At 60.9% G+C, this 24,990-nt stretch carries 23 protein-coding genes; 11 read left to right on the top strand and 12 right to left on the bottom strand.

The window, feature by feature from the left end; genetic code table 11:
- From HX792_RS02765 to HX792_RS02740, 6 genes are all read left to right on the top strand, one after another.
- The gene (locus tag HX792_RS02765; RefSeq protein ID WP_176994656.1) at positions 1-1,383 is read left to right on the top strand and encodes a pitrilysin family protein; all 1,383 of its coding nucleotides are present in this window, start codon (positions 1-3) and stop codon (positions 1,381-1,383) included.
- 69 nt (positions 1,384-1,452) lie between these two features.
- Positions 1,453-2,484 carry a DUF5924 family protein gene (locus tag HX792_RS02760; protein ID WP_176994678.1) on the top strand — a complete coding sequence of 344 codons (1,032 nt, stop codon included), beginning with the start codon at positions 1,453-1,455 and terminating at the stop codon, positions 2,482-2,484.
- 54 nt (positions 2,485-2,538) lie between these two features.
- On the top strand, positions 2,539-3,687 hold the full coding sequence (locus HX792_RS02755; protein ID WP_176994655.1) for an ABC transporter permease: 1,149 nt from the start codon (positions 2,539-2,541) through the stop codon (positions 3,685-3,687).
- Positions 3,684-4,487, top strand: coding sequence for an ABC transporter ATP-binding protein (locus tag HX792_RS02750; protein WP_176994654.1), 804 nt, complete (start codon positions 3,684-3,686; stop codon positions 4,485-4,487). Before HX792_RS02755 ends, HX792_RS02750 begins: the two co-directional genes overlap by 4 nt.
- Position 4,488: 1 nt before the next feature.
- Positions 4,489-5,427 carry an MlaD family protein gene (locus HX792_RS02745; RefSeq protein ID WP_176994653.1) on the top strand — a complete coding sequence of 313 codons (939 nt, stop codon included), beginning with the start codon at positions 4,489-4,491 and terminating at the stop codon, positions 5,425-5,427.
- Positions 5,424-6,035: an ABC-type transport auxiliary lipoprotein family protein gene (locus HX792_RS02740; RefSeq protein ID WP_176994652.1), complete on the top strand. Its 612-nt coding sequence runs from the start codon at positions 5,424-5,426 to the stop codon at positions 6,033-6,035. The genes HX792_RS02745 and HX792_RS02740 overlap by 4 nt, the downstream gene beginning before the upstream one ends.
- A 103-nt stretch (positions 6,036-6,138) precedes the next feature.
- On the opposite strand, the gene HX792_RS02735 is transcribed toward HX792_RS02740, so the two are convergent.
- The 5 genes from HX792_RS02735 to HX792_RS02715 form a co-directional block, all read right to left on the bottom strand.
- Positions 6,139-7,368, bottom strand: a complete 1,230-nt coding sequence (locus HX792_RS02735; protein WP_176994651.1) for a nucleoside recognition domain-containing protein — start codon at positions 7,366-7,368, stop codon at positions 6,139-6,141.
- 98 nt (positions 7,369-7,466) lie between these two features.
- Complete coding sequence (gene gltP, locus HX792_RS02730; RefSeq protein WP_176994650.1) at positions 7,467-8,798, bottom strand: glutamate/aspartate:proton symporter GltP; 1,332 nt, start codon at positions 8,796-8,798, stop codon at positions 7,467-7,469.
- A gap of 716 nt (positions 8,799-9,514) precedes the next feature.
- Positions 9,515-9,982: an inhibitor of vertebrate lysozyme family protein gene (locus HX792_RS02725; RefSeq protein ID WP_176994649.1), complete on the bottom strand. Its 468-nt coding sequence runs from the start codon at positions 9,980-9,982 to the stop codon at positions 9,515-9,517.
- A 2-nt stretch (positions 9,983-9,984) separates the two neighbouring features.
- Positions 9,985-10,149 carry a DUF1328 domain-containing protein gene (locus tag HX792_RS02720; RefSeq protein WP_003170804.1) on the bottom strand — a complete coding sequence of 55 codons (165 nt, stop codon included), beginning with the start codon at positions 10,147-10,149 and terminating at the stop codon, positions 9,985-9,987.
- Positions 10,150-10,224: 75 nt separating this feature from the next.
- Positions 10,225-10,509, bottom strand: a complete 285-nt coding sequence (locus tag HX792_RS02715) for a hypothetical protein (protein ID WP_176994648.1) — start codon at positions 10,507-10,509, stop codon at positions 10,225-10,227.
- 391 nt (positions 10,510-10,900) lie between these two features.
- Between HX792_RS02715 and algB the strand changes: the two genes are divergently transcribed.
- Together algB and HX792_RS02705 are read left to right on the top strand one after the other, a co-directional pair.
- A complete protein-coding gene (gene algB, locus HX792_RS02710) occupies positions 10,901-12,247 on the top strand; it encodes a sigma-54-dependent response regulator transcription factor AlgB (RefSeq protein ID WP_078740007.1) in 1,347 nt (448 codons plus the stop codon).
- Positions 12,248-12,257: 10 nt separating this feature from the next.
- Positions 12,258-14,045 (top strand): KinB sensor domain-containing domain, encoded by a 1,788-nt coding sequence (locus tag HX792_RS02705; protein ID WP_176994647.1) that lies wholly within the window; start codon positions 12,258-12,260, stop codon positions 14,043-14,045.
- Positions 14,046-14,108: 63 nt separating this feature from the next.
- Here HX792_RS02705 and HX792_RS02700 read toward each other — a convergent pair whose 3' ends face one another.
- The 6 genes from HX792_RS02700 to HX792_RS02675 all read right to left on the bottom strand — a co-directional run bounded on the left by HX792_RS02700 (position 14,109) and on the right by HX792_RS02675 (position 19,685).
- A complete protein-coding gene (locus HX792_RS02700) occupies positions 14,109-14,885 on the bottom strand; it encodes an N-acetylmuramoyl-L-alanine amidase (RefSeq protein WP_176994646.1) in 777 nt (258 codons plus the stop codon).
- Positions 14,886-14,973: 88 nt separating this feature from the next.
- Positions 14,974-17,052: a diguanylate cyclase gene (locus tag HX792_RS02695; protein WP_176994645.1), complete on the bottom strand. Its 2,079-nt coding sequence runs from the start codon at positions 17,050-17,052 to the stop codon at positions 14,974-14,976.
- Positions 17,049-17,930 (bottom strand): endonuclease/exonuclease/phosphatase family protein, encoded by an 882-nt coding sequence (locus HX792_RS02690; protein ID WP_176994677.1) that lies wholly within the window; start codon positions 17,928-17,930, stop codon positions 17,049-17,051. The genes HX792_RS02695 and HX792_RS02690 overlap by 4 nt, the downstream gene beginning before the upstream one ends.
- 7 nt (positions 17,931-17,937) lie before the next feature.
- Positions 17,938-18,573, bottom strand: a complete 636-nt coding sequence (gene dsbA, locus HX792_RS02685; protein WP_176994644.1) for a thiol:disulfide interchange protein DsbA — start codon at positions 18,571-18,573, stop codon at positions 17,938-17,940.
- 168 nt (positions 18,574-18,741) lie between these two features.
- Positions 18,742-19,347 (bottom strand): cytochrome c4, encoded by a 606-nt coding sequence (locus tag HX792_RS02680; protein ID WP_176994643.1) that lies wholly within the window; start codon positions 19,345-19,347, stop codon positions 18,742-18,744.
- A 35-nt stretch (positions 19,348-19,382) separates the two neighbouring features.
- A complete protein-coding gene (locus tag HX792_RS02675) occupies positions 19,383-19,685 on the bottom strand; it encodes a cytochrome c5 family protein (RefSeq protein ID WP_176994642.1) in 303 nt (100 codons plus the stop codon).
- Between the two features lie 192 nt (positions 19,686-19,877).
- Here HX792_RS02675 and yihA point away from each other — a divergent pair, with 192 nt between their 5' ends.
- On the top strand, positions 19,878-20,519 hold the full coding sequence (gene yihA / locus HX792_RS02670; protein ID WP_028618652.1) for a ribosome biogenesis GTP-binding protein YihA/YsxC: 642 nt from the start codon (positions 19,878-19,880) through the stop codon (positions 20,517-20,519).
- A gap of 269 nt (positions 20,520-20,788) precedes the next feature.
- On the opposite strand, the gene polA is transcribed toward yihA, so the two are convergent.
- A complete protein-coding gene (polA, locus tag HX792_RS02665; protein ID WP_176994641.1) occupies positions 20,789-23,572 on the bottom strand; it encodes a DNA polymerase I in 2,784 nt (927 codons plus the stop codon).
- A 74-nt stretch (positions 23,573-23,646) separates the two neighbouring features.
- Here polA and HX792_RS02660 point away from each other — a divergent pair, with 74 nt between their 5' ends.
- Positions 23,647-23,937, top strand: a complete 291-nt coding sequence (locus HX792_RS02660; RefSeq protein WP_016969541.1) for a DUF2782 domain-containing protein — start codon at positions 23,647-23,649, stop codon at positions 23,935-23,937.
- 56 nt (positions 23,938-23,993) lie between these two features.
- Complete coding sequence (locus tag HX792_RS02655) at positions 23,994-24,947, top strand: homoserine kinase (RefSeq protein ID WP_176994640.1); 954 nt, start codon at positions 23,994-23,996, stop codon at positions 24,945-24,947.
- The last annotated feature ends 43 nt before the right edge of the window (positions 24,948-24,990 follow it).

The raw sequence follows: 24,990 nt of genomic DNA, 5'->3' as shown, positions 1-24,990 counted from the left end.
ATGCGTCGCCTGCTATTCGCCTGCCTGCTCATGGGCTCTGCACATGTCTTTGCCTTTGACCGCCTGCAAGTCGAAGGCTACACCTTGCCCAACGGCCTGCAATTGCTGCTCAAACCCGGCACCGAGCGGGGCCATGTGGCCATCCGCCTGGTGGTAGGGGTCGGCCTGGATGACTTCAGTTGCGATGAAAAAGAGCTGCCGCACCTGCTCGAACACTTGCTGTTCAGCGGCATCGACGGCGGCGGCGAAGGTGACCTTGAGGACCGCATGCAAGCCCTGGGTGGCGAATGGAATGCCTACACCAGCAATGCCGACACCACCTTCGTGATTGAAGCCCCCGCACAAAACCAGCGCAAGGTGCTCGACCTGTTGCTGGCCATCCTCACCCGTACCCAACTGACCGACGCCAACATCAATGCCGCCAAGCAGGTGGTCGAACGCGAAGACGGCGGCCACTACTCACATCTGCAGCGCCTGCTCGACCGCCAGGACCTGGGCCACACCGCGAGCAATCAATTGGCCGTCGAGTTGGGGCTCAAATGTGCCGAACGCGCCGAGGTCGATCACCTCACCCGTGATCAGCTAGAGAAGCTGCGCAAAAATTGGTACGCGCCGAACAACATGACCCTGATTATCGTCGGCGACCTCGACAAACTATTGCCGGCTTATCTGGAACGCACCTATGGCCAGCTCGAACCGGTCGAGCCGAGCGAACATCGGCCCCTGCCAGAGATCCAGCACGCCGCCGCCAGCCACCGCGACCTGGTGCACGGTTGGATAGGCGACAGCGCCAAGCTGCACTGGCTGTTCCCCGAACCGGTGCTGGATGACCAGCATGATGAAACCTACGACCTGCTCAAGGACTACCTCGACTGGGCGCTCTATCGTCAACTGCGCCTCAAGCGCGGTTTGTCCTACGGCCCGTGGAGCGAGCGCGAGGTGCTCGGCGGTGTCGGCTTCCTGAGCCTGAACGCCGACCTCGAACGCGACAACCTGCCCGAAGCCGAACAGGTATTGCAGGACCTCAAGGCCCAACTGCTCAAGGACGGTCTCGACCCGGCAACCTTCACCCGTCTGCAGCAAGCCGCCATTGCACGCCAGTCGTGGGCGGTACAGGGCAACAGCGCGTTGGCCGACTATTACTGGAGTGCTTCCGGTGACTACGCCAACGGCCATTTCAGCGACCCGGTAAAGCGCATCAAGGCCGTGAGCCTGAAGCAAACCAACGACGCCATGCGCCAGGTGTTCAACCAGCCGGGCTATTGGCGCATCGAGAAACCCCTGTTCAGCTACGACCTGCTCAGTTGGATCGGCGCCAGCGTGCTGGGGCTGATCGCACTTGTGTTGATCGGCCTGCGGTTTTATCGCAAACGGATTGCGTAATGGAGCACCGTACTCCGGGCTAAGACGTTATTCTGTCTGGGTTTTTTCCTACACGAACTGTGAATGCCCATGCCAAGCCTGCCGCCCCTTATCCAGCGCGTCCTCGAACTGATCAAGCGCTACCCAGGGGTAATCGCACTCGGCGGCTTTATCTCGGGGGTGTGCAGCTTCATCCTGGTGGACCGCCAGCAAGGCATGGCCAGCTGGATCGCGGTCATCATGCTGGTGAGCTGGTTGTGGCTGATGCTGGAGAACAGCTTTACCCAACTGTTCACCCGGGTCTTCAAGCGGGAAATCCCCGAACCCCTGCTGCGCTACGCCACCCAGATGATCCACCAGGAAAGTCTGTTTTTTGTGTTGCCGTTCTTTTTCGTCACCACCACCTGGAACAGCGGCCAATCGATTTTCACCGGCCTGCTGGGCGCCGCGGCACTGGTCTCGATCACCGACCCGCTGTACTACAAATGGCTGGCGCCCAAGCGTTCGCTGTTCCTGGCGCTGCACACCCTGACCCTGTTCGCCGCGCTGCTCACCGCGCTGCCGATCATCCTGCACCTGACCACCGCCGAGAGTTACAAGCTCGCCCTCGGCGTTGCCATGCTGCTGTCGATCCCCAGCCTGGCCGTGAGCCTGCCGCTGCGCAGCGTCAAAGGTTGGGCAATGTTGCTGGGCGTCACCGCCGCGATTGGCTGCGCCGGCTGGTTCCTGCGCAGTTGGGTGCCACCGGCCACGCTGTGGATGACCGAAGTGGCCATCAGCACCCAGCTGCAAGACCGCACCCCGGGCGATGACCTCAAGGAAGTCACTGCCGCCCAGCTACGCAGCGGCGGGCTGTACGCCTACACCGCGATCAATGCCCCGCGCGGGCTGGAAGAGCGGATCTACCATGTGTGGAAATTCAACGGCAAAGAAGTCGACCGCATCGCGCTGGATATCCATGGCGGGCGCAAGGAAGGCTATCGCGCCTGGACCCACAAGCAGAACTTCCCGGCCGACTCGGCAGGCCGCTGGCAAGTACGGGTTTTGACCGAGGACGGCCAGGTGATTGGTGTGCTGCGTTTCAAAGTCACTGACGCAGCACAAACGGACAACCCAAAGTAGGCCGTATCGTGCTATTACGTAGGAATTGTGGATAGCCAAACAAGCTCGGAGCTTATGACCACTCGTACGACGGCCGGTGCCGCCCACCTCGATACGTCCACGACTCCCCCGTTACTCAGGATTACGGGGGACTGGACGCTTGCCCACTACTCAAACCTGAAAAAGCTGTCGGACAAGCTCGACGGCCAATACGACGCCGGGGCCCGCATCGACCTCAATGGCCTGGGCGCCCTGGACACCGCCGGCGCATCACTGCTGGTGGAATTGCTTGGCCCCGCCCGCATCGAGCACTCGGCCGAGCAGACCGACTGCAGCCTCTCTGCCGCCGACCGTGCACTGCTCAAGACCGTCTACCGCTCGCTGAATGATTTCTGTGTGCCGGAAAAAGCCCCGGAAGAGGCGGCCGGCATCCAGGTGTTGGCGCGCATTGGCCGGGCGGTCGACACCGTGTGGCAAGACAGCATGAAGCTGCTCGGTTTTATTGGCCTGATCCTCGAAACCTTCGCGCGCGGCATCTTTCGCCCCAAGCGCTGGCGCATCACGCCAATGGTTGCCCATATCGAGCAGACCGGGCTCGACGCCGCGCCCATCGTCGCGCTGCTGACCTTTTTGGTCGGCGCCGTGGTGGCCTTCCTGGGTGCCACGGTGCTCAAGAGCTTTGGCGCGACGGTGTTCACCGTGGACTTGGTGGCGTTCTCTTTCCTACGGGAATTTGGCGTATTGCTGACGGCCATTTTGATTGCCGGGCGCACGGCCAGTGCGTTCACCGCACAAATCGGCTCGATGAAGGCCAACGAAGAAATCGATGCGATTCGCACCCTGGGCCTCGACCCCATGGAGCTGCTGGTATTGCCTCGCGTGCTGGCGCTGCTGGTGTCGCTGCCGATGCTGACGTTCCTGGCGATGCTCTCGGGGATTGTCGGAGGCGGGGTGGTGTGCGCCGTGGCGTTGGACATCTCGCCCGCAATGTTTCTGTCGCTGCTGCAATCGGACATTGGCGTACAGCATTTTCTGGTCGGCTTGGTGAAGGCGCCAATCTTCGCCTTCCTCATTGCCGCCATTGGCTGCCTGGAAGGCTTCAAGGTCAGCGGTAGCGCTGAGTCGGTCGGCGCCCACACCACCTCCAGCGTGGTGCAATCGATCTTTGTGGTGATCGTGCTGGATGCGGTGGCCGCGATGTTCTTCATGGAGATGGGCTGGTGAGTCGTCTACACCGTGCGCCCACTGAGGCGGTGATTGAAGTGCGCGGCCTGTGCAACCGCTTTGGCCGGCAAAGCGTGCACGAAAACCTCGACCTGGATTTGTACAAAGGCGAGATCCTGGCGGTGGTCGGCGGCTCGGGCAGCGGCAAGTCGGTGCTGTTGCGCAGCATTGTCGGCCTGCGCCGCCCCAGCGAAGGCGAGGTGCGGGTATTCGGCAAAAACCTGCCGAGCCTGTCGGAACATGAACGCTCACTGGTGGAGCGGCGCTTCGGCGTGCTGTTCCAGAAGGGCGCGCTGTTTTCCTCGCTGACCGTCACCGAAAACGTCGCCCTGCCGTTGATCGAACATGCCGGCCTCAGCCGCCGTGACGCCGAGCACCTGGCCGCGGTGAAACTGGCCTTGGCCGGGCTGCCGCTCTCGGCCGCCGACAAATACCCGTCTTCGTTGTCCGGTGGCATGATCAAGCGCGCAGCCCTGGCACGCGCCTTGGCCCTGGACCCGGACATCCTGTTTCTCGACGAGCCCACCGCCGGCCTTGACCCGATTGGCGCGGCGCAATTCGATCAGTTGATCCTGACACTGCGCGACGCGCTGGGCCTGAGTGTGTTCCTGGTAACCCACGACCTCGACACGCTGTACACCATCACCGACCGCGTGGCGGTGCTGGCGCAGAAGAAAGTGCTGGTGGCCGATGCCATCGATGTCGTCTCGGAAACGGACGATGCGTGGATTCACGAATATTTCCACGGCCCCCGCGGCCGCGCGGCATTGGATGCCGCTCAATCGCTAGACGAGGTATGACATGGAAACCCGAGCCCATCATGTGATGATCGGTCTGTTCAGCGTGATTGTGGTGGTCGGCGCCCTGCTGTTCGGCCTGTGGCTGGCAAAATCCAGCGTCGACAGTGCCTTCCAGGATTATGAAGTGGTGTTCAACGAGGCGGTCAGCGGCCTGTCCCAGGGCAGCCCGGTGCAATACAGCGGGATCAAGGTGGGCGATGTCACCAGCCTGCGCCTGGACCCCAACGACCCGCGACGCGTGCTGGCACGCATCCGCCTGGCCGGGCAGACGCCAATCAAGGAAGACACCCAGGCCAAGCTGGCCCTGACCGGCATCACCGGCACCTCGATCATCCAGCTCAGCGGCGGCACACCACAAAGCCCGGAGCTCAAGGGCAAGGACGGCAACCTGCCGGAAATCATCGCCTCGCCATCGCCCATTGCGCGCCTGCTCAATAACAGCAACGACCTGATGACCAGCATCAACCTGCTGCTGCACAACGCCAACCACATGTTCTCCCGTGAGAACGTCGAGCGCTTGAGCAACACCCTGGACAACCTGCAGCAAACCACCGGCGCCATCGCCGACCAGCGCGGCGATATCAAGGTGGTGATGCAGCAACTGATGCAAGTGAGCAAGCAGGCCAGCGCCGCCCTGGAGCAGACCACCACCTTGATGCGCAACGCCAATGGCTTGCTCAACGATCAAGGCAAGCAGGCCTTCGGCAGTGCCGAGCAGGCCATGAAATCCCTGGAGCAAAGCACCGCCACCATCAACACCTTGCTGACCAACAACAAGGACTCGGTGAACAGCGGCATGCAGGGCCTCAATGAACTGGCGCCGGCAGTGCGCGAACTGCGTGAAACCCTCGGGTCGCTGCGCGCCATCTCCCGCCGCCTGGAAGCCAACCCCAGTGGCTACCTGCTGGGCAGCGACAAGAACAAGGAGTTCACGCCATGAAGCGTGCTTACCAGATGATCGCCCCCGTGGCATTGGCGCTCGTGAGCGCGTGCTCGATCCTGCCCAAGGCCGACCCTTCGGACGTGTACCGCCTGGTGCCAGCCCAGACCGCAAGCCAGGGTGCCCCGGTGAGCTGGTCGCTGCGCGTGTCCAAGCCACAGACCAGCGAATTTCTCGACAGCCCGCGCATTGCCGTGGTGCCGGACGGCAACCTGATCAGCAGCTATGCGAACTCGCGCTGGAGCGACCCGTCGCCGGTGCTGCTGCGCAACCGCTTTATGGACGGCTTCCAGCGTGATGGCCGCGTGACGCTGTTGAGCACCGATGAGACTAACCTGCAGGCCGACTACGAGCTGGGCGGGCAATTGCAGGCGTTCCAGAGTGAATACCGGGGAGGCACGGTGGAAGTGGTGATCCGCCTCGACGCGCGATTGGTGCGCGGGAGCGATCAGCGGATTATTGCCAGCCGGCGGTTTGAAATTCACCAGCCAGTGACGGATACCAAGGTGCCGGCCGTGGTGGCCGGGTTTGGGCTGGCGGGGGATCAGTTGAACAGGCAGGTGGTGGATTGGGTGGTGCAGCAAGGCAATAGTGCTGCGAAACGCTGAGGGCCCTATCGCCGGCAAGCCGGCTCCTACAGTTGATCGCATTTCGGCAGGATAAACGCGGTCACCTGTAGGAGCTGGCTTGCCGGCGATAGCCACTTAAGCCTCAACCAAAGAACCAGTAGCACACCGCAATAGCCGCAACGACACCCGCCAACTCCGCCAGCAGCGCACACCCCACCGCATGCCGGGCCCGCTGGATGCCCACCGACCCGAAGTACACCGCCAACACATAGAAGGTGGTCTCAGTACTGCCCTGGATCGTCGCCGCCACCAGCGCCGGGAAGCTGTCCACACCCTGGGTCTGCATGGTTTCGATCAACAGCGCCCGGGCCGCACTACCGGAAAACGGCTTGACCATGGCCGTGGGCAACGCGTCGACAAAGCGCGTGTCCATGCCGGTCCAGGCGACCACATGGCGGATCCCTTCCAGGCCGAAATCCAGGGCGCCCGAAGCACGCAATACACCCACTGCGCACAGCATCGCCACCAGGTACGGCAGCAGGTTCTTGGCAACGTCAAAACCTTCTTTGGCGCCTTCGACAAACGCCTCGTACACCTTCACCTTGCGCAGCGCACCGATCACCAGGAACAGCATGATCAAGCCGAACAGCGTCAGGTTGCCGAGTATCGAAGACAAGCCCGCCAGCGCCGTGGCCGACAGTGTCGCCAGGAACGCCATGAAACCGCCGAGCACTAATGCGCCAGGAATCAGGTAAGCCAGCACTACCGGGTCCCACAAGCGCAGGCGCTGCATGATCGCCACCGACAACAGGCCCACCAAAGTGGACGCGCTGGTCGCCAGCAGGATCGGCAGGAACACCAGCGTCGGGTCCGCAGCACCTTGCTGGGCGCGGTACATGAAGATCGTCACCGGCAACAGCGTCAGCGAGGACGCGTTGAGCACCAGGAACAGGATCTGCGCGTTGCTGGCGGTGTTGGGGATGGGGTTGAGTTCCTGCAGCGCCTTCATGGCCTTCAGGCCGATGGGCGTGGCCGCGTTGTCCAGCCCCAGGCCATTGGCGGCGAAGTTGAGGGTGATCAGGCCGATCGCCGGGTGCCCGGCAGGCACTTCCGGCATCAGGCGGCGGAACAGCGGGCCGAGGGCCTTGGCCAGCCAGTCGACGATGCCGGCTTTCTCAGCGATGCGCAGGAACCCCAACCACAAGGTAAGGGTGCCGAACAACAGCACCATCACTTCCACCGACAGTTTGGCCATGGCGAAAATGCTTTCGACCATCGCCGCGAAAATACCGGCGTTGCCACCCACCAGCCATTGCACCAGTGCTGACACCATTGCCACGACAAAGAAGCCAAGCCACAGGCCATTGAGCATCAGTTGAATCCCCCGAAAGATGGGGCGAATGATAGCGGGGCTGGCAGAAACGACAAACCCCGGAATTGTCCGGGGTTTGTCTTCGAGCCGTCAGCCTGTCAGCTGCGGGTCGCTTGAGCGGTCGGTGCGGCGGCCTTGCTGCGCCAGTGCGGCAGGGAGTTCCAGTAGCGCTCGCCCTTGGCGTCGTCGTACATGCCTTCCCAACGTGCGATGACCAATACGGCCAGGGCGTTGCCAATCACGTTCAGGGCGGTACGCGCCATGTCCATGATGCGGTCGACACCGGCAATGAAGGCCAGGCCTTCGAGCGGGATGCCCACGCTGCCCAGGGTGGCCAGCAGTACCACGAAGGACACACCCGGCACGCCGGCGATGCCTTTGGAGGTGACCATCAGGGTCAATACCAGCATCAGTTGTTGGCCGATCGACAGGTCGATGCCGTACAGCTGGGCGATAAAGATCGCCGCGATGCTCTGGTACAGGGTCGAACCGTCGAGGTTGAACGAGTAGCCGGTGGGTACCACGAAGCTGCAGATCGCCTTGGGTGCGCCATAGGCTTCCATCTTCTCGATCACACGCGGCAACACAGTTTCGGAGCTGGCGGTGGAGTAGGCCAGGACCAGCTCATCCTTGAAGATGCGCATCAGCTTGATCACCGAGAAGCCGAACAGGCGGGCAATCAGGCCCAGTACCACAAAGGCGAAGAACAGGATGGCCACGTAAACCAGGATCACCAGCTTGGCCAGCGGCAGCAAGGAGGCGAAGCCGAAGTTGGCGACCGTCACGGCGATCAGGGCAAATACGCCGATCGGGGCGTACTTCATGATCATGTGGGTGACTTTGAACATGCTCTCGGACACGCCCTGGAACATGGTCACCAGCGGCTCGCGCAGTTCCGGCTTGAGGCTCGACAAGCCCAGGCCGAACAGCACCGAGAAGAAGATGATCGGCAGCATTTCGCCACGGGCCACGGCGGCGAAGATGTTAGAAGGGATCAGGTTGAGGATGGTCTCGATGAACGCATGCTCGTGCTGCACTTCAGCGGCGGTGGCGGTGTATTTGGAAATATCGACAGTACCCAGGGTACTCATGTCGATGCCAGCGCCCGGGTGGAACAGGTTGGCCAACAGCAGGCCGACCACGATGGCGATGGTGGTGACCACTTCAAAGTAAACGATGGTTTTGACGCCGATGCGACCGAGCTTTTTCGCGTCACCGACACCGGCAATGCCGACGATCAGCGAGGAAATCACAATCGGGATCACGATCATCTTGATCAGGCGGATAAAGATATCGCCCGCTGGCTGCAACACATTGCTGATCCACCAGGCCTTTTCAGCACTGAAATGGTTGAGCACTGCACCGATTGCGATCCCCAACACCAAACCGATGAGGATCTGCCAGGCGAGGCTTAGCTTTGCCTTCTTCATGTCATTACCCTTACTTCAAGTGGACTTAAGGCAAATGCGCCATCTGGAACGCTCGAGAGCGAAAAAGTGTGAGCATCTGCCTCCATGGAAGGTCACCGCCGCATGGCCGAAATGGCTTACTGGCAGGCGAAAAAAGGCGCAACTATTCCCATGCAAGGGAGCGACGTCTAATGCCGTAAACGCCTACCCTATGCCGAATCGGCATGGCTTTTTTTAATAATAACTGTCCGAACGGTCAGTTCAAATGTGACATTTTGTCCGACAAACATGCCGTGAACCGGCCAAACCCGGCTCGCTCAGAGAATCAGGACGTCTACGGAGCACTGGCAGAAACGCCTGGGAATTCCGCCGTTTAGTGTCGGAAATGTCCTATGAGCGCGGCCAAATTTTATCGATAGATGGTCAGCCCGACACACCAAGTAATGGTTGGGAGCGAGCAAAATCGGAATTAGCGACTATGGCTGACATAAGAGGGAGGAATAAGCCCGCCGCAAGTTCAGCAAGCCATCGGCTTGTGAACCTGCGTCGCAGCTTTTCACCTGACCCGGCCCTTTCGCAGGCACTCCCTGTACCCGTAGGTCACGCCGATCCCGATTGATCAGAGCAACCCGGCCCCCTGGTCATGCACCGCCCTTGACGGACGATGCAAACAGAAAGAAGCGTTGGGCTTCTTTCTATGGACGCTGGCTCCACAAACGCATTGCGCCAAGGGGAACCTAGTACCAATTGGGGTCTTTCTTGAGCTGCTCCATCAGCAGCTTCTGCATGCCTTCGTCCGGCTTACCGAGGAACCGATAATCGGCGTGACGCGTCGGGGATTTGTCCGCCGGCAGGCCGGCCGGGACTTCCACCAACATGGCGTAGGCATCTTTCTTGTCGTAGCTGAAGGCAACAATCAGGCGCTTGTTCAGGCATGTGTCTGCAGTTTCGCAAAGCGGCCCCACCAAGTACTTGTCACCGTCTTCTTCCACGGCATTCATTTGTTCGGCCGTACCGGACAGGTTCATCACCCATTCCGGCAGGCGCTCTTCTTTCTTCACCACGCCTTGCCAAGTCTCACGGAACTGAGGGTCCGAGGTCAGCAATTCGTTGGCTCGGCTTTGGCCGTCGTTGGCGGCCATCACCAGGCCGCTGCCGCCCAGGAGCAGGGCGGCAGCCATGGCTTTAAAGGGCAGAGTGGTCATATTCAGCCTCGGCCGCGACGACCAAAGAAGAACGAAGCGATGAACATCACCAGGAAGACGACAAACAGGATCTTGGCGATACCCGTGGCGGTGCCCGCGATACCACCGAAGCCCAGGACAGCGGCCACAATGGCGATGATCAGAAATGTGATAGCCCAGCTCAACATGGTGATTCTCCTTACGCTTTTATAGGGGTAACAGCGGTGTTGCCGTGCAGCCGCTCAACAGCGACTTTGTCTTGCCTAGAAAACCCAGCGCTCTTGGGTTGGCAGATCGCCAGGGGTGGAATCCTGGTCTGCCACTCTCAGTTGCGGGGCGGCTACATCGGCAGTAACGCTGCCAACGGAACGGAAATGGGTTTGTGTCATCACCGGGCGTTCAAATTGCGGGGCGTGTGGCTGACTCTGCTGCCCGTGCTGCATCTGTTGCCCAATGACCAGGGTGACCATCAGGGCCAGGCTGGCGAACAGGCCTTGCTGCAAGCGCAGCGGCGATACAGACAATTGGCTGAGGCTTTGGCGAGTCATGCTGTGTTTCTCCCGCATTCTGATTATTCGTTCATGACACTGTTGGGAGAGGTATTGCAGAGCGCATGCCAGGTTTTTTACAAAATAAAACTCAATAAAATCAATATCTTACAAATACATGCAAAAGATGGAGGCCAGCATCCTGCACGATGGCCCTGTGCGGGCCGTGCGAAATGCACGATGGTCAGTGGTCGGGTCGAGGGATCGAAAGCGCTCGGCGAGTTGCCGAAGTGGCAAGAAGGCATGAAAACGCCATCAATTGGCGTGTTTGTAGGAGACGGAGCAGATAGCTGCGCGAAGATGCCGTTTATCAATCAGAATAAACCATGCAACTTGCCCGATTATTCCGGGACTAAACACCATCATTCATAGTTTAAGGAGCGCGGGACAGATGGAATCAGCCAAGGAACTTCAAGGCCGCATTCTTTTAGTGGATGACGAATCCGCGATCCTTCGCACCTTCCGTTACTGCCTGGAAGATGAAGGCTACACCGTAGCCACTGCTAACAGCGCCGCCCAGGCGGACGCCCTGATGCAACGCCAGGTGTTCGACCTGTGCTTCCTCGACCTGCGCCTGGGCGAAGACAATGGCCTGGATGTGCTGGCCCAGATGCGCATCCAGGCACCGTGGATGCGCGTGGTGATCGTCACCGCTCACTCGGCGGTCGATACGGCAGTGGACGCCATCCAGGCGGGCGCCGCCGACTACCTGGTAAAACCTTGCAGCCCCGACCAATTGCGCCTGGCCACCGCCAAGCAACTGGAGGTGCGCCAACTGTCCGCACGCCTTGAAGCGCTGGAAGGCGAAGTGCGCCAGCCCAAGGACGGCCTCGACTCCCACAGCCCGGCCATGATGGTGGTGCTGGAGACCGCACGCCAAGTGGCGGGCACTGACGCCAACATCTTGATCCTCGGCGAGTCCGGCACAGGTAAAGGTGAGCTGGCCCGAGCGATTCACGGCTGGAGCAAGCGCTCGAAAAAGTCCTGCGTGACCATCAACTGCCCGTCGCTGACGGCGGAATTGATGGAAAGCGAGCTGTTCGGCCATAGCCGCGGCGCCTTTACCGGGGCCAGCGAGAGCACCTTGGGCCGGGTCAACCAGGCGGACGGCGGCACGCTGTTTCTCGACGAAATCGGCGACTTTCCGCTCACTTTGCAGCCAAAACTGCTGCGTTTCATTCAGGATAAGGAATATGAGCGTGTGGGCGACCCGGTCACCCGTCGCGCCGACGTGCGCATTCTCGCCGCCACCAACCTGAACCTGGAAGACATGGTCCGCGATGGCCGCTTCCGTGAGGATTTGCTCTACCGCCTCAACGTCATCACCTTGCACCTGCCCCCGCTGCGCGAACGCAGTGAAGACATCCTGACCCTCGCCGACCGCTTCCTGGCACGCTTCGTCAAGGAATATGCACGGCCGGCGCGTGGCTTCAGCGATGAAGCACGCGAGGCGCTGCTCAACTATCGCTGGCCGGGCAATATCCGCGAACTGCGTAACGTGGTGGAGCGCGCCAGCATCATCTGCCCACAGGAAAAGGTGGAGATCAGCCACCTCGGCATGGCCGAGCAACCTACCAACAATGCGCCCAGGATTGGCGCCGCGTTGAGCCTGGATGAGTTGGAGAAGGCCCATATCGGCGCCGTGCTCGCCACCAGCGACACCCTGGACCAGGCAGCTCGCACCCTGGGCATCGACGCGTCGACCCTGTACCGCAAACGCAAACAGTACAACCTGTGAGCAACACCCTATGAAGCTTGCGATGAAACTGCGCACTCGGCTGTTCCTGAGTATCTCCGCGCTGATCACCGTCGCCCTGCTGGGATTGATCCTGGGCCTGGTCAGCGTGATGCAGATGGCCAAGACCCAGGAATCGTTGATACGCAGCAACTTCGTGACCCTGGACCTGGGGCTCAAGCTGCGCCAGAGCCTGGGCGACCAGCTGATCATGATGCTGGAAAAGCGCCCCGACCCCGAGGCGCTGCAAGGCTCCAAGCAGCGTTACTTCGAGCTGCTGGACCAAGGCATCGCCCACGAGCAGCGAGATGCCAGTGGCAGCGGCTTCAGCCAGGCCCGCACCGACTACCAGAATTTGCTGGAGGCGTTTGACGAGTCCCAGCAAGCCTCACCGCCCCCCGGCAGCAAGGAAAAACTGACCGAGACCTTCAATGTGCTGCGTAACGGCCTGATCGCCGAACACAAGCGCGCACTGGAAAACATCAGTACCAGCGAGCACAAGTCTCGCGAACGCGCCTTGCTGATTGCCGGATTGCTGGGGCTGGTAGGGCTTGCGGTGCTGATCATCGGGTTTGTGACCGCACACGGCATCGCCCGGCGTTTTGGCGGGCCGATCGAGGCCCTGGCCAAGGCGGCCGACAAAATCGGGCAGGGGGATTTTGAAGTCACGCTGCCCATCTCTTCGGCAGCCGAGATGAACCAGCTGACCCGACGCTTCGGCATCATGGCCGAAGCGCTGCGCCAACATCAGGCAACTAATGTCGATGAACTGCTGGCCGGCCAGCAACGCTTGCAGGCGGTGCTCGACAGCATCGACGATGGCCTGCTGATGATCGACCGCCAAGGCCGCCTGGAGCACCTCAACCCGGTGGCGCAGCGCCAATTAGGCTGGGACGAGGACCGTCTCGGCCAGGGGCTGGGCGAAGCCTTGGTGCGACCGGAACTGGACGAACAACTTCAACTGGTGCTGCGCGGCGGCAACCTGGAACGGGCACCGGAGGATCTGGAAGTGGAGGTCGAGGGCGAACTGCGTCTGCTGACCTACAGCCTCACCCCCGTCAGCCACACCCAAGGGCACATTCTCGGGGCCGTGATGGTGCTGCATGACGTTACCGAACAGCGTGCCTTTGAACGGGTACGCAGCGAGTTCGTGCTACGCGCCTCCCATGAACTGCGCACGCCCGTGACCGGCATGCACATGGCGTTCGGGTTGTTTCGTGAGCGGGCGAAGTTTCCTGCGGAGTCGCGCGAAGCGGACTTGCTGGATACGGTCAATGAAGAAATGCAGCGTCTGATGCAGCTGATCAACGACCTGCTCAACTTCTCGCGCTACCAGAACGGCCTGCAAAAACTCACCCTGGGGCCGTGCGACGTGACCGACCTGCTGGATCACGCTCGCGCCCGCTTCGCCGAACCGGCCAATGCCCAGCGCATCGAGCTGCTGGTGGAGGCCCAATCCGACTTGCCTCGCCTGTATGCGGACCGCGCGCAATTGGAACGGGTGCTGGATAACTTGCTTGGCAACGCCCTGCGCCACACCGCCGAAGGCGGCCAGATTCGCCTGCAGGCGCGCCGCCATGGCGAACGGGTAATCATCAGTGTCGAGGACAACGGCGAGGGCATCGCCTACGGCCAGCAAGGGCGGATCTTCGAACCCTTCGTGCAGGTGGGCCGCAAGAAAGGCGGCGCAGGCCTGGGGTTGGCGCTGTGCAAGGAAATCGTGCAGTTGCACGGTGGCCGCATGGGTGTGTATTCACGGCCAGGGCAGGGTACGCAGTTTTATATGGCGTTGCCGTTGTAGGGGCCAGGCTAGCGGGTGATGGGACCTCAAGATCGCTATCGCCGGCAAGCCGGGCTCCTACAGTCAGTTGCGGTTGAGCGCTCGCAGGATCGCGGCGCTTTCCGCATCGGGGGTGCCGTCAAACAACGAAGGGCGGAAGTGCATCTGAAAGGCCGCGATCACATGACGCGTGGCCACATCCAGTTCCCCCGTCTGCGGCGTCTGGTAGCCCAATCGCGCCAGCTCTTCCTGGAACCACGTGATGCTCGGCAGGTCAGCGGCGTATTGCACCTGGAAACGGGCGACTGCCTGAGCGTCGGGCCAAACCCCCAGGCCTTCAGCCGCCAGGCGCTTCCAGGGAAACAGCGGGCCGGGGTCAAGCTTGCGAAGTGGCGCGATGTCGCTATGGCCGATGATGTTCTTGGGGTCGATGCCGTTGCGCTTGCTGATGTCCTTGAGCAACACCACCAGGGACTTGTACTGCGCCTCGGAGTAGGGGAACCACACGCGGCCGCTCGGGGTATCCTGATACCCGGGATTGACGATCTCGATGCCGATGGAGCTGGAGTTTAGCCAGGTGCGGCCCATCCACTCGCTTTCTCCGGCGTGCCAGGCGCGCTGGCTCTCATCCACCAGCTTGTAGAGGGTGCCCGACGCATCGTCGCCGATCAGGTAATGGCTGCTGACCTGGCCGTGCGTCAGCAGGGCCAGGGAACGCTCAAGATTGGTCGAGGTGTAGTGAACAACGACGAACTGCACACGATTGTCGTGGTTCATCGAGGGGTGGCTGGTATCCAGGCGCGGGCCGCTGGCGCAGCCGGCGAGCAGTAGGAACACAAAGGCAAAGCAAAAGGATTTCATGGCAGAAGACATTACACTGAAGGCGATAATGCAACAGTGTAACGTACCGTTTGTGGCCGGGCGGTCAAATTACAAAATGGAACATCTTTTAGGCCGCCTGCACCTGATTGCGCCCTGCCGCCTTGGCTCGGTACAACGCCTCATCGGCACGCTTGAGCGCCAGGTCGCTGCGCTCACCCGGCTGGAACTGCGCCACGCCCATCGACACCGTGATCGTCACCGGCTCACCCTTGAAGTGGAAAGGGCACGCTTCGATGGCCTGGCGCAACATCTCGCCGGCCGCCAGCGCATCGGCCAGGGACGAGTTGGGCATCAGCAACACGAACTCTTCACCGCCGAAGCGTGCAATGAAATCGGTGGGGCGCAGGCGTTTGCGCAGCACACTGGCAATGATCTTGAGCACTTTGTCGCCCGCCAGGTGGCCGTAGCCATCGTTGATACGCTTGAAGTGGTCCAGGTCGAGCATGGCCAGCGACAGGCTGTTGCCACGCTGGTGCCAGGCGTTGACCTCTTGGTCGAGACGCTCGCTCCAGGCCGCACGGTTGGGCAGGCCGGTCAGCGGGTCGATCAAGGCCTTCTGGCGCTGCACCTCCAGGTGCTCGCGATAGCCCTGGGCCTCCTGCTCCATATTCGCCACGCGCTCAGCCAGGCCTTTCAAGCGCGCCGCCACTTCCTGCTCACGCTGGTCGCGCTGCTGTTGGTGTTCATCCATGGTGCCGAGCAAGCCTTCAAGGTGGCTCTCCAGTACCTGCTTGAGGCTGTCCAGGTCGGCCGCGTCCTGCACGCTGCTTTGCAGGCCATCGACCTGCTCACGAATCTGCGTGTCCAGCTCCCGCGCAGCCGAGCGGCTGTCGGCGTGACCGTCGCTGGCGACCTGCAGATGGCCCTGGAAGGCTTCCAGTCGTTCGTTGAGCTGCTTGAGATAGGCTTCGAACTCATGCTGGCCACTGTCGGTGATTGCCAGCATCAACACTGCCAGGTCATCGAGGATCGGCAGCAGTTCATACCAGTTCAAGCCATGGGCCAGGCGCTCGCGCATCGCTTCGGCCTGGGGCCGGTGACGCTCGGGCAGCGAGAGGTCTTCCAGCAGGCCTAGCAACGTATCTTCGATATGCTTGGCCACCGAGCTGTAGGACGGCTCGGGAGAGTCGGGCAAGGCGTACACACAGTCCGACTGCAACGCGTCCGGGTCAGACTCGACGCTTTCCAGCACGGGCGGAAGCGACAGGCTGCCGATTGAGGTTTCATCCGGCGCATCGTCCTGAATCGGCGGTGGTTCGATAAACGCCGCGAGCGCACTTTCAGAGGCAGGCTCTTCTACCGCAGGTTCAATCACCTCGGGCTCAGGTGCCTCGACAGGCGCGGCCTTGGGGGTCGTTTGCGCGGGGGCCTCGAAGACCAATGCTTCAGTGTCAGCCTCTACCACCTTGGCGGGCGCAGCCACACTGACAGGCGCAGACGGCTCAGGCGGCACGACGACGGCTGCCTGCGGCAAGGGCGCAAAGGCACGCAACGCTTGGGTCAACTCTTCGGATTGTTCAGGTGCTTGAGGTTCAGGCTCCGAGGACTGCCTGGAAGACGCGGGCTTCGGCGCAGAAGCTGGTGCTGGCTCGACCGCAGGGGTTTCGTTCGCAACTTCTTTTGCACCAAACAACCGCTGCAACAAACCAGGCCCCGAGCGTGGGATTTCACCGTCTGGCTCCAGGTTATTCAGTGCTTGCCCTTGCAGGTTGCTCAGCTCACTGAGCAGCAGCGGTATTTCCCGCGCCTGGCCGACACGACCGTCCAATTGTTTGGCGAAGGTTTTCAGCGGCCGGGCCACTTCACGCGGCAGTGGCAGCTTCTGCAACTGTGCAACCAGTGAAGTGAGTGCGGTGCTGATCTGGTCAACCCGGGTTTCGCGTCGCTGCTCAGAGTCGAGCACAGCTTTTTCCAAGCGTGGTAGCAAGGCGGCAAGGGCGGCGTCCATGTCGTCGGTGCGGACAACATCACGCATCTCCTTCATGCACTGATCAACGGCGCGGTCGGTACCTTCAGCGGCGAGGGTGCTGCGTACCAGGCCTCGGCGCAGCAGGTCGAGGCGGGCAGCCCAGCGACGTTCGAGCTTGTCTTGCTGCTCGATACTCTTGAGGTATTTTTCTTTCCAGCGCTGGGCGTCGTCGCTCATGCAAGGGGTCCGCGAGGGCCTGGGCTCAACGCGGGCAATGCATCAGCCGTGAGCGAACCCGGCAGACGAATCTCTACCGCGACCGGCAGGTGATCGGAGATGGGCTGCGCCAGGACCTGTACGCTCTCGAGCGTGAGGGTCGGACTGAGCAGGATATGGTCAAGGCAGCGCTGCGGGCGCCAGCTGGGGAAGGTGGCTTCGACTTGCGGCGCCAGCAACCCGAGGTCTCGCAGCGGGGAATTCTGTAGCAGGTCGCTGGCATGGGTGTTCATGTCCCCCATCAGCACCTGGTGTTTGTAATTGCCGATCAGCTCTCGGATGTAGGCCAGTTGCATCGTGCGGGTGCGCGCCCCGAGCGCCAGATGCATCATCACCACGACCAAGGCTTCCGGGCCCTCGCCAAAGCGCACGAGGATCGCGCCCCGGCCCTTGGGGCCCGGCAGCGGGTGGTCTTCGATAGCCCACGGCTTCAAGCGGCTGAGCACGCCATTGCTGTGCTGTGCCAGGCGCCCGAGGTTGCGATTGAGTTGCTGGTACCAGTAAGGGAATGCGCCGAGCTGGGCCAGGTGTTCCACCTGGTTGATGTAGCCCGAGCGGATGCTGCCGCCATCGGCTTCCTGCAAGGCGACCAGGTCGAAGTCGTTGAGCAGGTTGCCGATCTTTTGCAGGTTGCCGGCCCGGCCGTTGTGGGGCAGCAGGTGCTGCCAGCCACGGGTGAGGTAGTGCCGGTACTTCTCGGTACTGATACCCACCTGGATGTTGAAACTGAGCAGGCGCAAGCGGCTGTCTGCCGGCAGGCCCGTGGATTCCAGGTGGTGCTCGTTGACCTGCGGGTCATGCAGGCCGACGACGCGTTCAGTCCCCCAGCGGCGCATGATGGCCCCCTTACTTGGCTGCGCGCTCTTTGGCGATCAGCTGGTCGGCAACGTTCAGGGTCGCTTCAGGACCACCGGTGGTGCCCAGGTCGAAACGGTATTTGCCGTTGACGATCATGGTCGGTACGCCTTGCACGCCGTACTTCTGCGCCAGTTCCTTGGCCTGCTTGATCTGGCCCTGGATAGCGAAGGAGTTGAAGGTGGCGAGGAACTTGTCCTTGTCGACACCTTGGGTAGCGACGAAGTCAGCCATTTCTTCCGGCTTGGTCAGGCGCTTGCCTTGTTTCTGGATGGCGTCGAATACGGCGTTGTGGACCTTGTGCTCAACACCCATGGCTTCCAGGGTCAGGAACAGTTGGCCGTGGGCATCCCATGGGCCGCCGAACATGGCCGGGATGCGCTTGAAGTTGACGTCGGACGGGAGTTTTTCGACCCAAGGGTTGATGGTCGGCTCAAAGGCGTAGCAATGCGGGCAGCCGTACCAGAACAGCTCCACCACTTCGATCTTGCCAGGCACCGAGACCGGCACCGGGTTGGCCAATTCAACGTAGGTTTTACCGGCTTCAAGCGGCACGTCGGCAGCTTGTGCGGTCATGCCGAAGAGGCTGGCAGTGACGAGAGCGGCGCTGAGGATCAGATTACGCATGCTTTACTCCTGGACAAATAAAGTCGCCTCACGCGACCTTTGTTGTGACAGGTCTACGCGGGCATGAGTTCGTTAGTGTAACGGCACCGGCCACAAAAAAGGGCGGCCTAAGCCACCCTTTTTATGCTTGCATCGACGGATTAATCGAGCGTTAACGTCGTATTTGTATCAGTGCAGACCCTGGATGTACTGGGAAACCGCCTCAATGTCCTTGTTGCTCATTTTATTGGAGATGGTTTGCATGATTTTGGCATCGCCGTCGTTGGTGCGATTGCCTTCACGGAAGTCCGTCAGTTGCTTGGCGATGTACTGCGCATGCTGGCCGCTCAAGTGCGGGAAGCCAGCAGCGGCAAGGCCTGCGCCGTTAGGCGAGTGGCAGCCGATGCACGAAGGCATGCCTTTTTCCAGGTTGCCGCCACGGAACAGTTCTTCACCGTGGGCCACGACTTTTGGATCGGCAGCTCCCACACTGCCTTTCTGGCTGGCAAAATACGCTGCGATATCTGCCAGGTCCTGATCGCTGAGGTTGGTCAGCAAGCCGGTCATTTCCAGTACCGTGCGCTTGCCGTCCTTGATGTCGTGCATCTGCTTGGTCAGGTATCGCTCGCCCTGGCCGGCCAGTTTGGGAAAGTTCGGCGCCGGGCTGTTGCCATCCGGTCCATGGCAAGCACCACATACGGCGGCTTTCGCCTGGCCCGCTGTAGCGTCGCCTGCAGCATGGGCAACACCGGTGATGCCCAGGGTCAACAGCAGACTCACGATCAGTTTGTTCATCAGCTAATCCAACTACGGCTAAGGGGTTTATAGAGTTATCTACCGGGTTTACTCACCATCATTTCAATGATGGCCTGGTAATCCTCAGTACTGCAGTCCATGCACAAACCACGCGGCGGCATTGCCTTGAAACCCTGGGTCACGTGTTGCACCAGCGTGTCCATGCCCTGCGCCAATCGTGGCGCCCACGCTGCCTGGTCACCCCGTTTAGGGGCATTGGGCAACTGGCCGGCATGGCAAGCCACGCAAACTCGGTTGTACACCGCTTCGGGATCCTGTGTAGCCTGAGCTCCGTAAAGCGGAATCAGGACACCGATAGCCAGCAACCACTTGGTCATACGTCGACCATTTCAGGGTTTGAGAGCGTTTTGCGTTCTAATGCGCAATAAAGGTCTATCGCTCCCGTGAACTTCATCCTTCGCTGGGACAAAGCACACACAAAATCTGCGGCATTATATACTGGCGCTACTGAAACGGAAACGACACCGCTTGCCGCACCCTTTCTCGGCACCGCCCACATCGGAAATCTCATGCAACTCAAGAATCCCATCCTCGGCCTGTGCCAACAGTCCACGTTCATGCTCAGCGCCGCCAAAGTTGACCAATGCCCCGATGACGAAGGCTTTGAAGTCGCCTTTGCCGGTCGTTCCAACGCTGGCAAATCCAGCGCGCTGAACACCCTGACCCACGCCAGCCTGGCCCGTACCTCGAAAACCCCGGGCCGCACGCAACTCCTCAATTTCTTCAAGCTAGACGATGATCGGCGTCTGGTCGACCTGCCGGGCTACGGATACGCAAAAGTACCTATCCCGCTGAAGCTGCACTGGCAGCGTCACCTGGAGGCTTACCTGGGTGGCCGCGAGAGTTTGAAGGGCTTGATTCTGATGATGGACATCCGCCATCCGATGACCGACTTCGACCTTTTGATGCTCGACTGGGCCGTTGCCAGCGGCATGCCGATGCACATCCTGCTGACCAAGGCCGACAAGCTCACCTACGGCGCCGCTAAGAACACCTTGCTCAAAGTGCAGTCCGACATTCGTAAAGGTTGGGGTGATGCGATCACCATCCAGCTGTTCTCGGCCCCCAAACGCATGGGCCTGGAAGAGGCTTACACCGTACTGGCCGGCTGGATGGAATTGGCAGACAAAGGCGCTGAACTCGCGGAATAACTTTTCTGCGGGCAAAAAAAACCCCGGACTTCGTATGGGGAGGGGAAGTTCGGGGTTCAAGTTCCGGACCGCTAGGGCGGGGTCCAGATATCTGCCAACACTTAACACAACATAGGAGCATTGAAGGGCTTCACCACCCATTCAGTAACTCTGAGTAGCGCTTCACGGGTTAAGTTCCGGCAGGTTCAAAAAACTATTGGAAATAACTGACGGCGATATCCGATCTAAAGCACTCTGCCACCACGCTAGGTGGTGGCAAATCCCCAGAATCAGTGCGCTTCGTCCCAGTTATCACCGACGCCCACATCCACCACCAAGGGCACGTCCAGCGCTGCTGCTGCACTCATGTGCTCGCGAATTTTCTTGCTCACCTCTTCGACCAGATCCTCACGCACCTCAAGCACCAGCTCATCGTGCACCTGCAGGATCACCTTGGCATCCAGGCCAGACTCGGTCAGCCAGTTATCCACCCGCACCATGGCCTTCTTGATGATGTCAGCCGCCGTGCCCTGCATCGGCGCGTTGATCGCCGTGCGTTCCGCAGCGGCGCGCTCCTGAGGTTTGTTGGAGTTGATATCCGGCAGATACAGGCGACGCCCGAAGAAGGTCTCGACATAACCCTGATCGGCCGCCTGGCCGCGGGTGCGCTCCATGTACTCACGCACACCCGGGTAGCGGGCGAAGTAGACGTCGATGTAGGCCTTGGCCGTCTTGGTGTCGACGCCAATGTCCTTGCCCAGTTTCTGTGCCCCCATGCCATAGATCAGGCCAAAGTTGATCGCCTTGGCGCTGCGACGCTGATTGGAGGTGACCTCGGCCAGTTCAACCTTGAACACTTCTGCCGCCGTCGCCGTGTGCACGTCCAGGTCGTTACGGAAGGCATTCATCAGCCCTTCGTCCTTGGACAAGTGCGCCATGATGCGCAGCTCGATCTGCGAATAGTCCGCCGCCAGCAACTTGTAACCCTTGGGCGCGACGAACGCCTGGCGAATCCGCCGGCCCTCGGCGGTACGCACCGGAATGTTTTGCAGGTTTGGATCACTGGAAGACAAACGCCCGGTCGCCGCCACAGCCTGGTGATAGGACGTATGAATACGCCCGGTACGCGGGTTGATCTGCTCCGGCAGACGGTCGGTATAGGTGCTCTTCAATTTGCTCATGCTGCGGTACTGCATCAGCACTTTGGGCAGCAGGAAGTCGTCCTCGGCGAGCTTGGCCAACACTTCTTCAGCCGTGGAGGCCTGGCCCTTGCCGGTCTTCTTCAAGACGGGCAAACCCAGCTTCTCGTAGAGAATCGCGCCGAGCTGCTTGGGCGAGCCCAGGTTGAACGCCTCACCGGCGATCTCGAACGCCTCGCGCTCCAGCTCGACCATCTTGTTGCCCAGCTCGATGCTCTGGATGCCCAGCAAATCCTTGTCGACCAGCGCCCCCTGCCGCTCGATACGCGCCAGCACAGGCACCAACGGGATTTCGATATCCGTCAGCACACTCGCCAGGCTCGGGATGGCTGACAGTTGCGCAAACAGCTCTTGGTGCAGGCGCAAGGTGACATCGGCGTCTTCCGCCGCATACGGGCCAGCCTGTTCCAGCGCGATCTGGTCGAACGTCAGCTGCTTGGCGCCTTTGCCCGCGATGTCCTGGAAGGCAACGGTGTCGTAATCCAGGTACTTCTTGGCCAGGCTGTCCATGTCATGCCGGGTCGCGGTGGAGTTCAGCACATAGGATTCGAGCATGGTGTCGAACGCAATGCCGCGCACGGTAATGCCCTGCGCAGGGTCGCCGCCGATGGCGCAGTTGGCCAAAATGTTCATGTCAAACTTGGCGTGCTGGCCGACCTTGAGCTTGGCCGGGTCTTCCAGCAGCGGTTTGAGCGCCAGTAATACCGTGTCGCGATCCAACTGCGGCGGCGCACCAATGTAGGAATGGGTCAGCGGAATGTAGGCCGCTTCATGGGGCTGTACGGCGAAGGAAACCCCGACCAACTGCGCCTGTTGCGCGTCGATCCCGGTAGTTTCGGTATCAAAGGCAAACAATTTGGCGTCGTTGAGCTTCTTCAGCCAACGATCGAATGTCGCTTGATCGAGAATCGTGGTGTAGCTCGCCTCGACAGGCGCCGCCGCAACCGCTTCAACAACCGGCTCGGCTGCTGGTGCCGTGCTGAGCTCCACACGCTTGGCATCGCGCTGAACCTCATCGATCCAGCTCTTGAACTCAAGCAGCGAATAGAGCTCCAGCAGTTTTTCGCGATCCGGCTCAATCAGGTGCAAGTCATCCAGGCCCACGTCCAGCGCCACGTCACACTTGATCGTCGCCAACTGGTAGGAAAGAAACGCCATTTCCTTGTGCTCTTCCAGCTTGGCCGGCAACGTCTTGGCGCCCCGGATCGGCAGGGTCGGCACAATATCCAGCTGCTCATACAGTTCTTTGATCCCGCCGTTAACGCCCACCAGCAAGCCGGACGCCGTCTTGGGACCAATACCCGGAACACCCGGGATGTTGTCGGAGGAGTCGCCCATCAGCGCCAGATAGTCGATGATCTGCTCCGGAGCGACGCCAAATTTCTCCTTTACGCCCTCGATGTCCATCGAGCTACCGGTCATGGTGTTGACCAAGGTAATGTGCCCGTCGACCAGCTGCGCCATGTCCTTGTCGCCGGTGGAAATCACCACCGGTCGGTTGGCCGCCGCACTGCTGCGGGCCAGGGTGCCGATCACATCATCGGCCTCGACGCCTTCGACGCACAGCAACGGGAAGCCCAGTGCGATCACGCTCTGGTGCAGGGGCTCGATCTGCACCCGCATGTCATCGGGCATGCTCGGGCGGTTGGCCTTGTACTCGGCGTACATGTCATCGCGAAAGGTCCCACCCTTGGCGTCGAACACCACCGCGAACGGGCTGTCCGGGTACTGCTTGCGCAGGCTTTTGAGCATGTTCAACACGCCCTTGACCGCACCGGTCGGCAGGCCTTTGGAGGTGGTCAGCGGTGGCAGCGCGTGGAAGGCGCGGTACAGATATGAAGAACCGTCCACCAGGACGAGGGGGGCTTGGCTCATGAGCAGGATCAACCTTTTCGGCGGGTCAGGCGCTAGAATAGCCGGACCAATGACGACAAAGGGACAAGGTTATCATGCGTACAGCGAATCGCTTGTTGTTGACCGGCTTGATTGCATTCTTGCCGCTGGCCGCCACGGCAGCCGACAGCGCGCCCTCGGGAGACCCGGATGTCACGATCCGCACCGAAGGCGACAAGGAAATCCGGGAATACCGCCAAAACGGCTTCCTGTATGCGATCAAGGTAACCCCAAAAGGCGCACCTCCGTATTTCCTGGTACGCGCGGACGGAACGGATGCGAACTTCATCCGCTCTGACCAGCCGGATATGCTGATCCCGTCATGGAAGATCTTCGAATGGAAATGATTTCTTAACTTCAATTGGCGCCGCGCACCGCGGCGCCCGTACTGGCAGTTTTAACCATGTCTGTGTTCACCCCCCTGGCTCGGCCCGAGCTGGAAACCTTTCTCGCCCCTTACGGGCTCGGCCGCCTGCTTGATTTCCAGGGAATTGCCGCCGGTAGCGAAAACACCAACTTCTTCATCAGCCTGGAACAGGGCGAGTTCGTCCTTACCCTGGTTGAGCGCGGCCCGGTCGCGGAAATGCCGTTCTTCATCGAACTGCTCGACGTGCTCCACGACGCCGACCTGCCCGTGCCTTACGCGCTGCGCACCACCGATGGCGTGGCCCTGCGCGAACTCAAAGGCAAACCGGCGCTGCTGCAACCGCGCCTGGCCGGCAAGCACATCAAGGACGCCAACGCGCAGCATTGCGCCCAGGTCGGCGACCTGCTCGGCCACCTGCACCTGGCCACGCAAGGCGAGAAAGTGCTGGAGCGCAAGACGGATCGCGGGCTGAACTGGATGCTCAGCGAAGGTGCGCAGCTGATTTCACACCTCAACGATGCACAGCAGCGCCTGTTGCAAGACGCGCTGAACGAAATCGACACTCACAAAGCCGAAATCCTCGCCCTGCCGCGCGCCAACGTCCACGCGGACCTGTTCCGCGACAACGCGATGTTCGAAGGCACGCACCTCACAGGCCTGATCGACTTCTACAACGCCTGCTCAGGCCCGATGCTGTACGACGTGGCGATCGCCCTGAATGACTGGTGCTCGGACGCAAACGGCGTGCTCGATGGGCCGCGCGCCCGCGCATTACTGGGTGCTTACGCGAGCCTGCGACCGTTTACAGCGAAAGAAGCCGAGCTGTGGCCGACCATGTTGCGCGTGGCGTGCGTGCGGTTCTGGCTGTCCCGCCTGATCGCTGCCGAGTCGTTTGCCGGGCAGGATGTGCTGATCCATGACCCGGCCGAGTTCGAGCACCGTTTGGCGCAGCGCCAGCAGGTCACTCTGCAACTCCCCTTCGCCCTCTAAAAAGGGTCACTCGATCAAAAATGTGGGAGCTGGCTTGCCTGCG

The organism is Pseudomonas sp. B6002, from assembly GCF_013385985.1.
Lineage (GTDB): Bacteria > Pseudomonadota > Gammaproteobacteria > Pseudomonadales > Pseudomonadaceae > Aquipseudomonas.
Note: the sequence above shows the minus strand (reverse complement) of the source record. Positions and strands in the feature narration are given on the sequence as shown.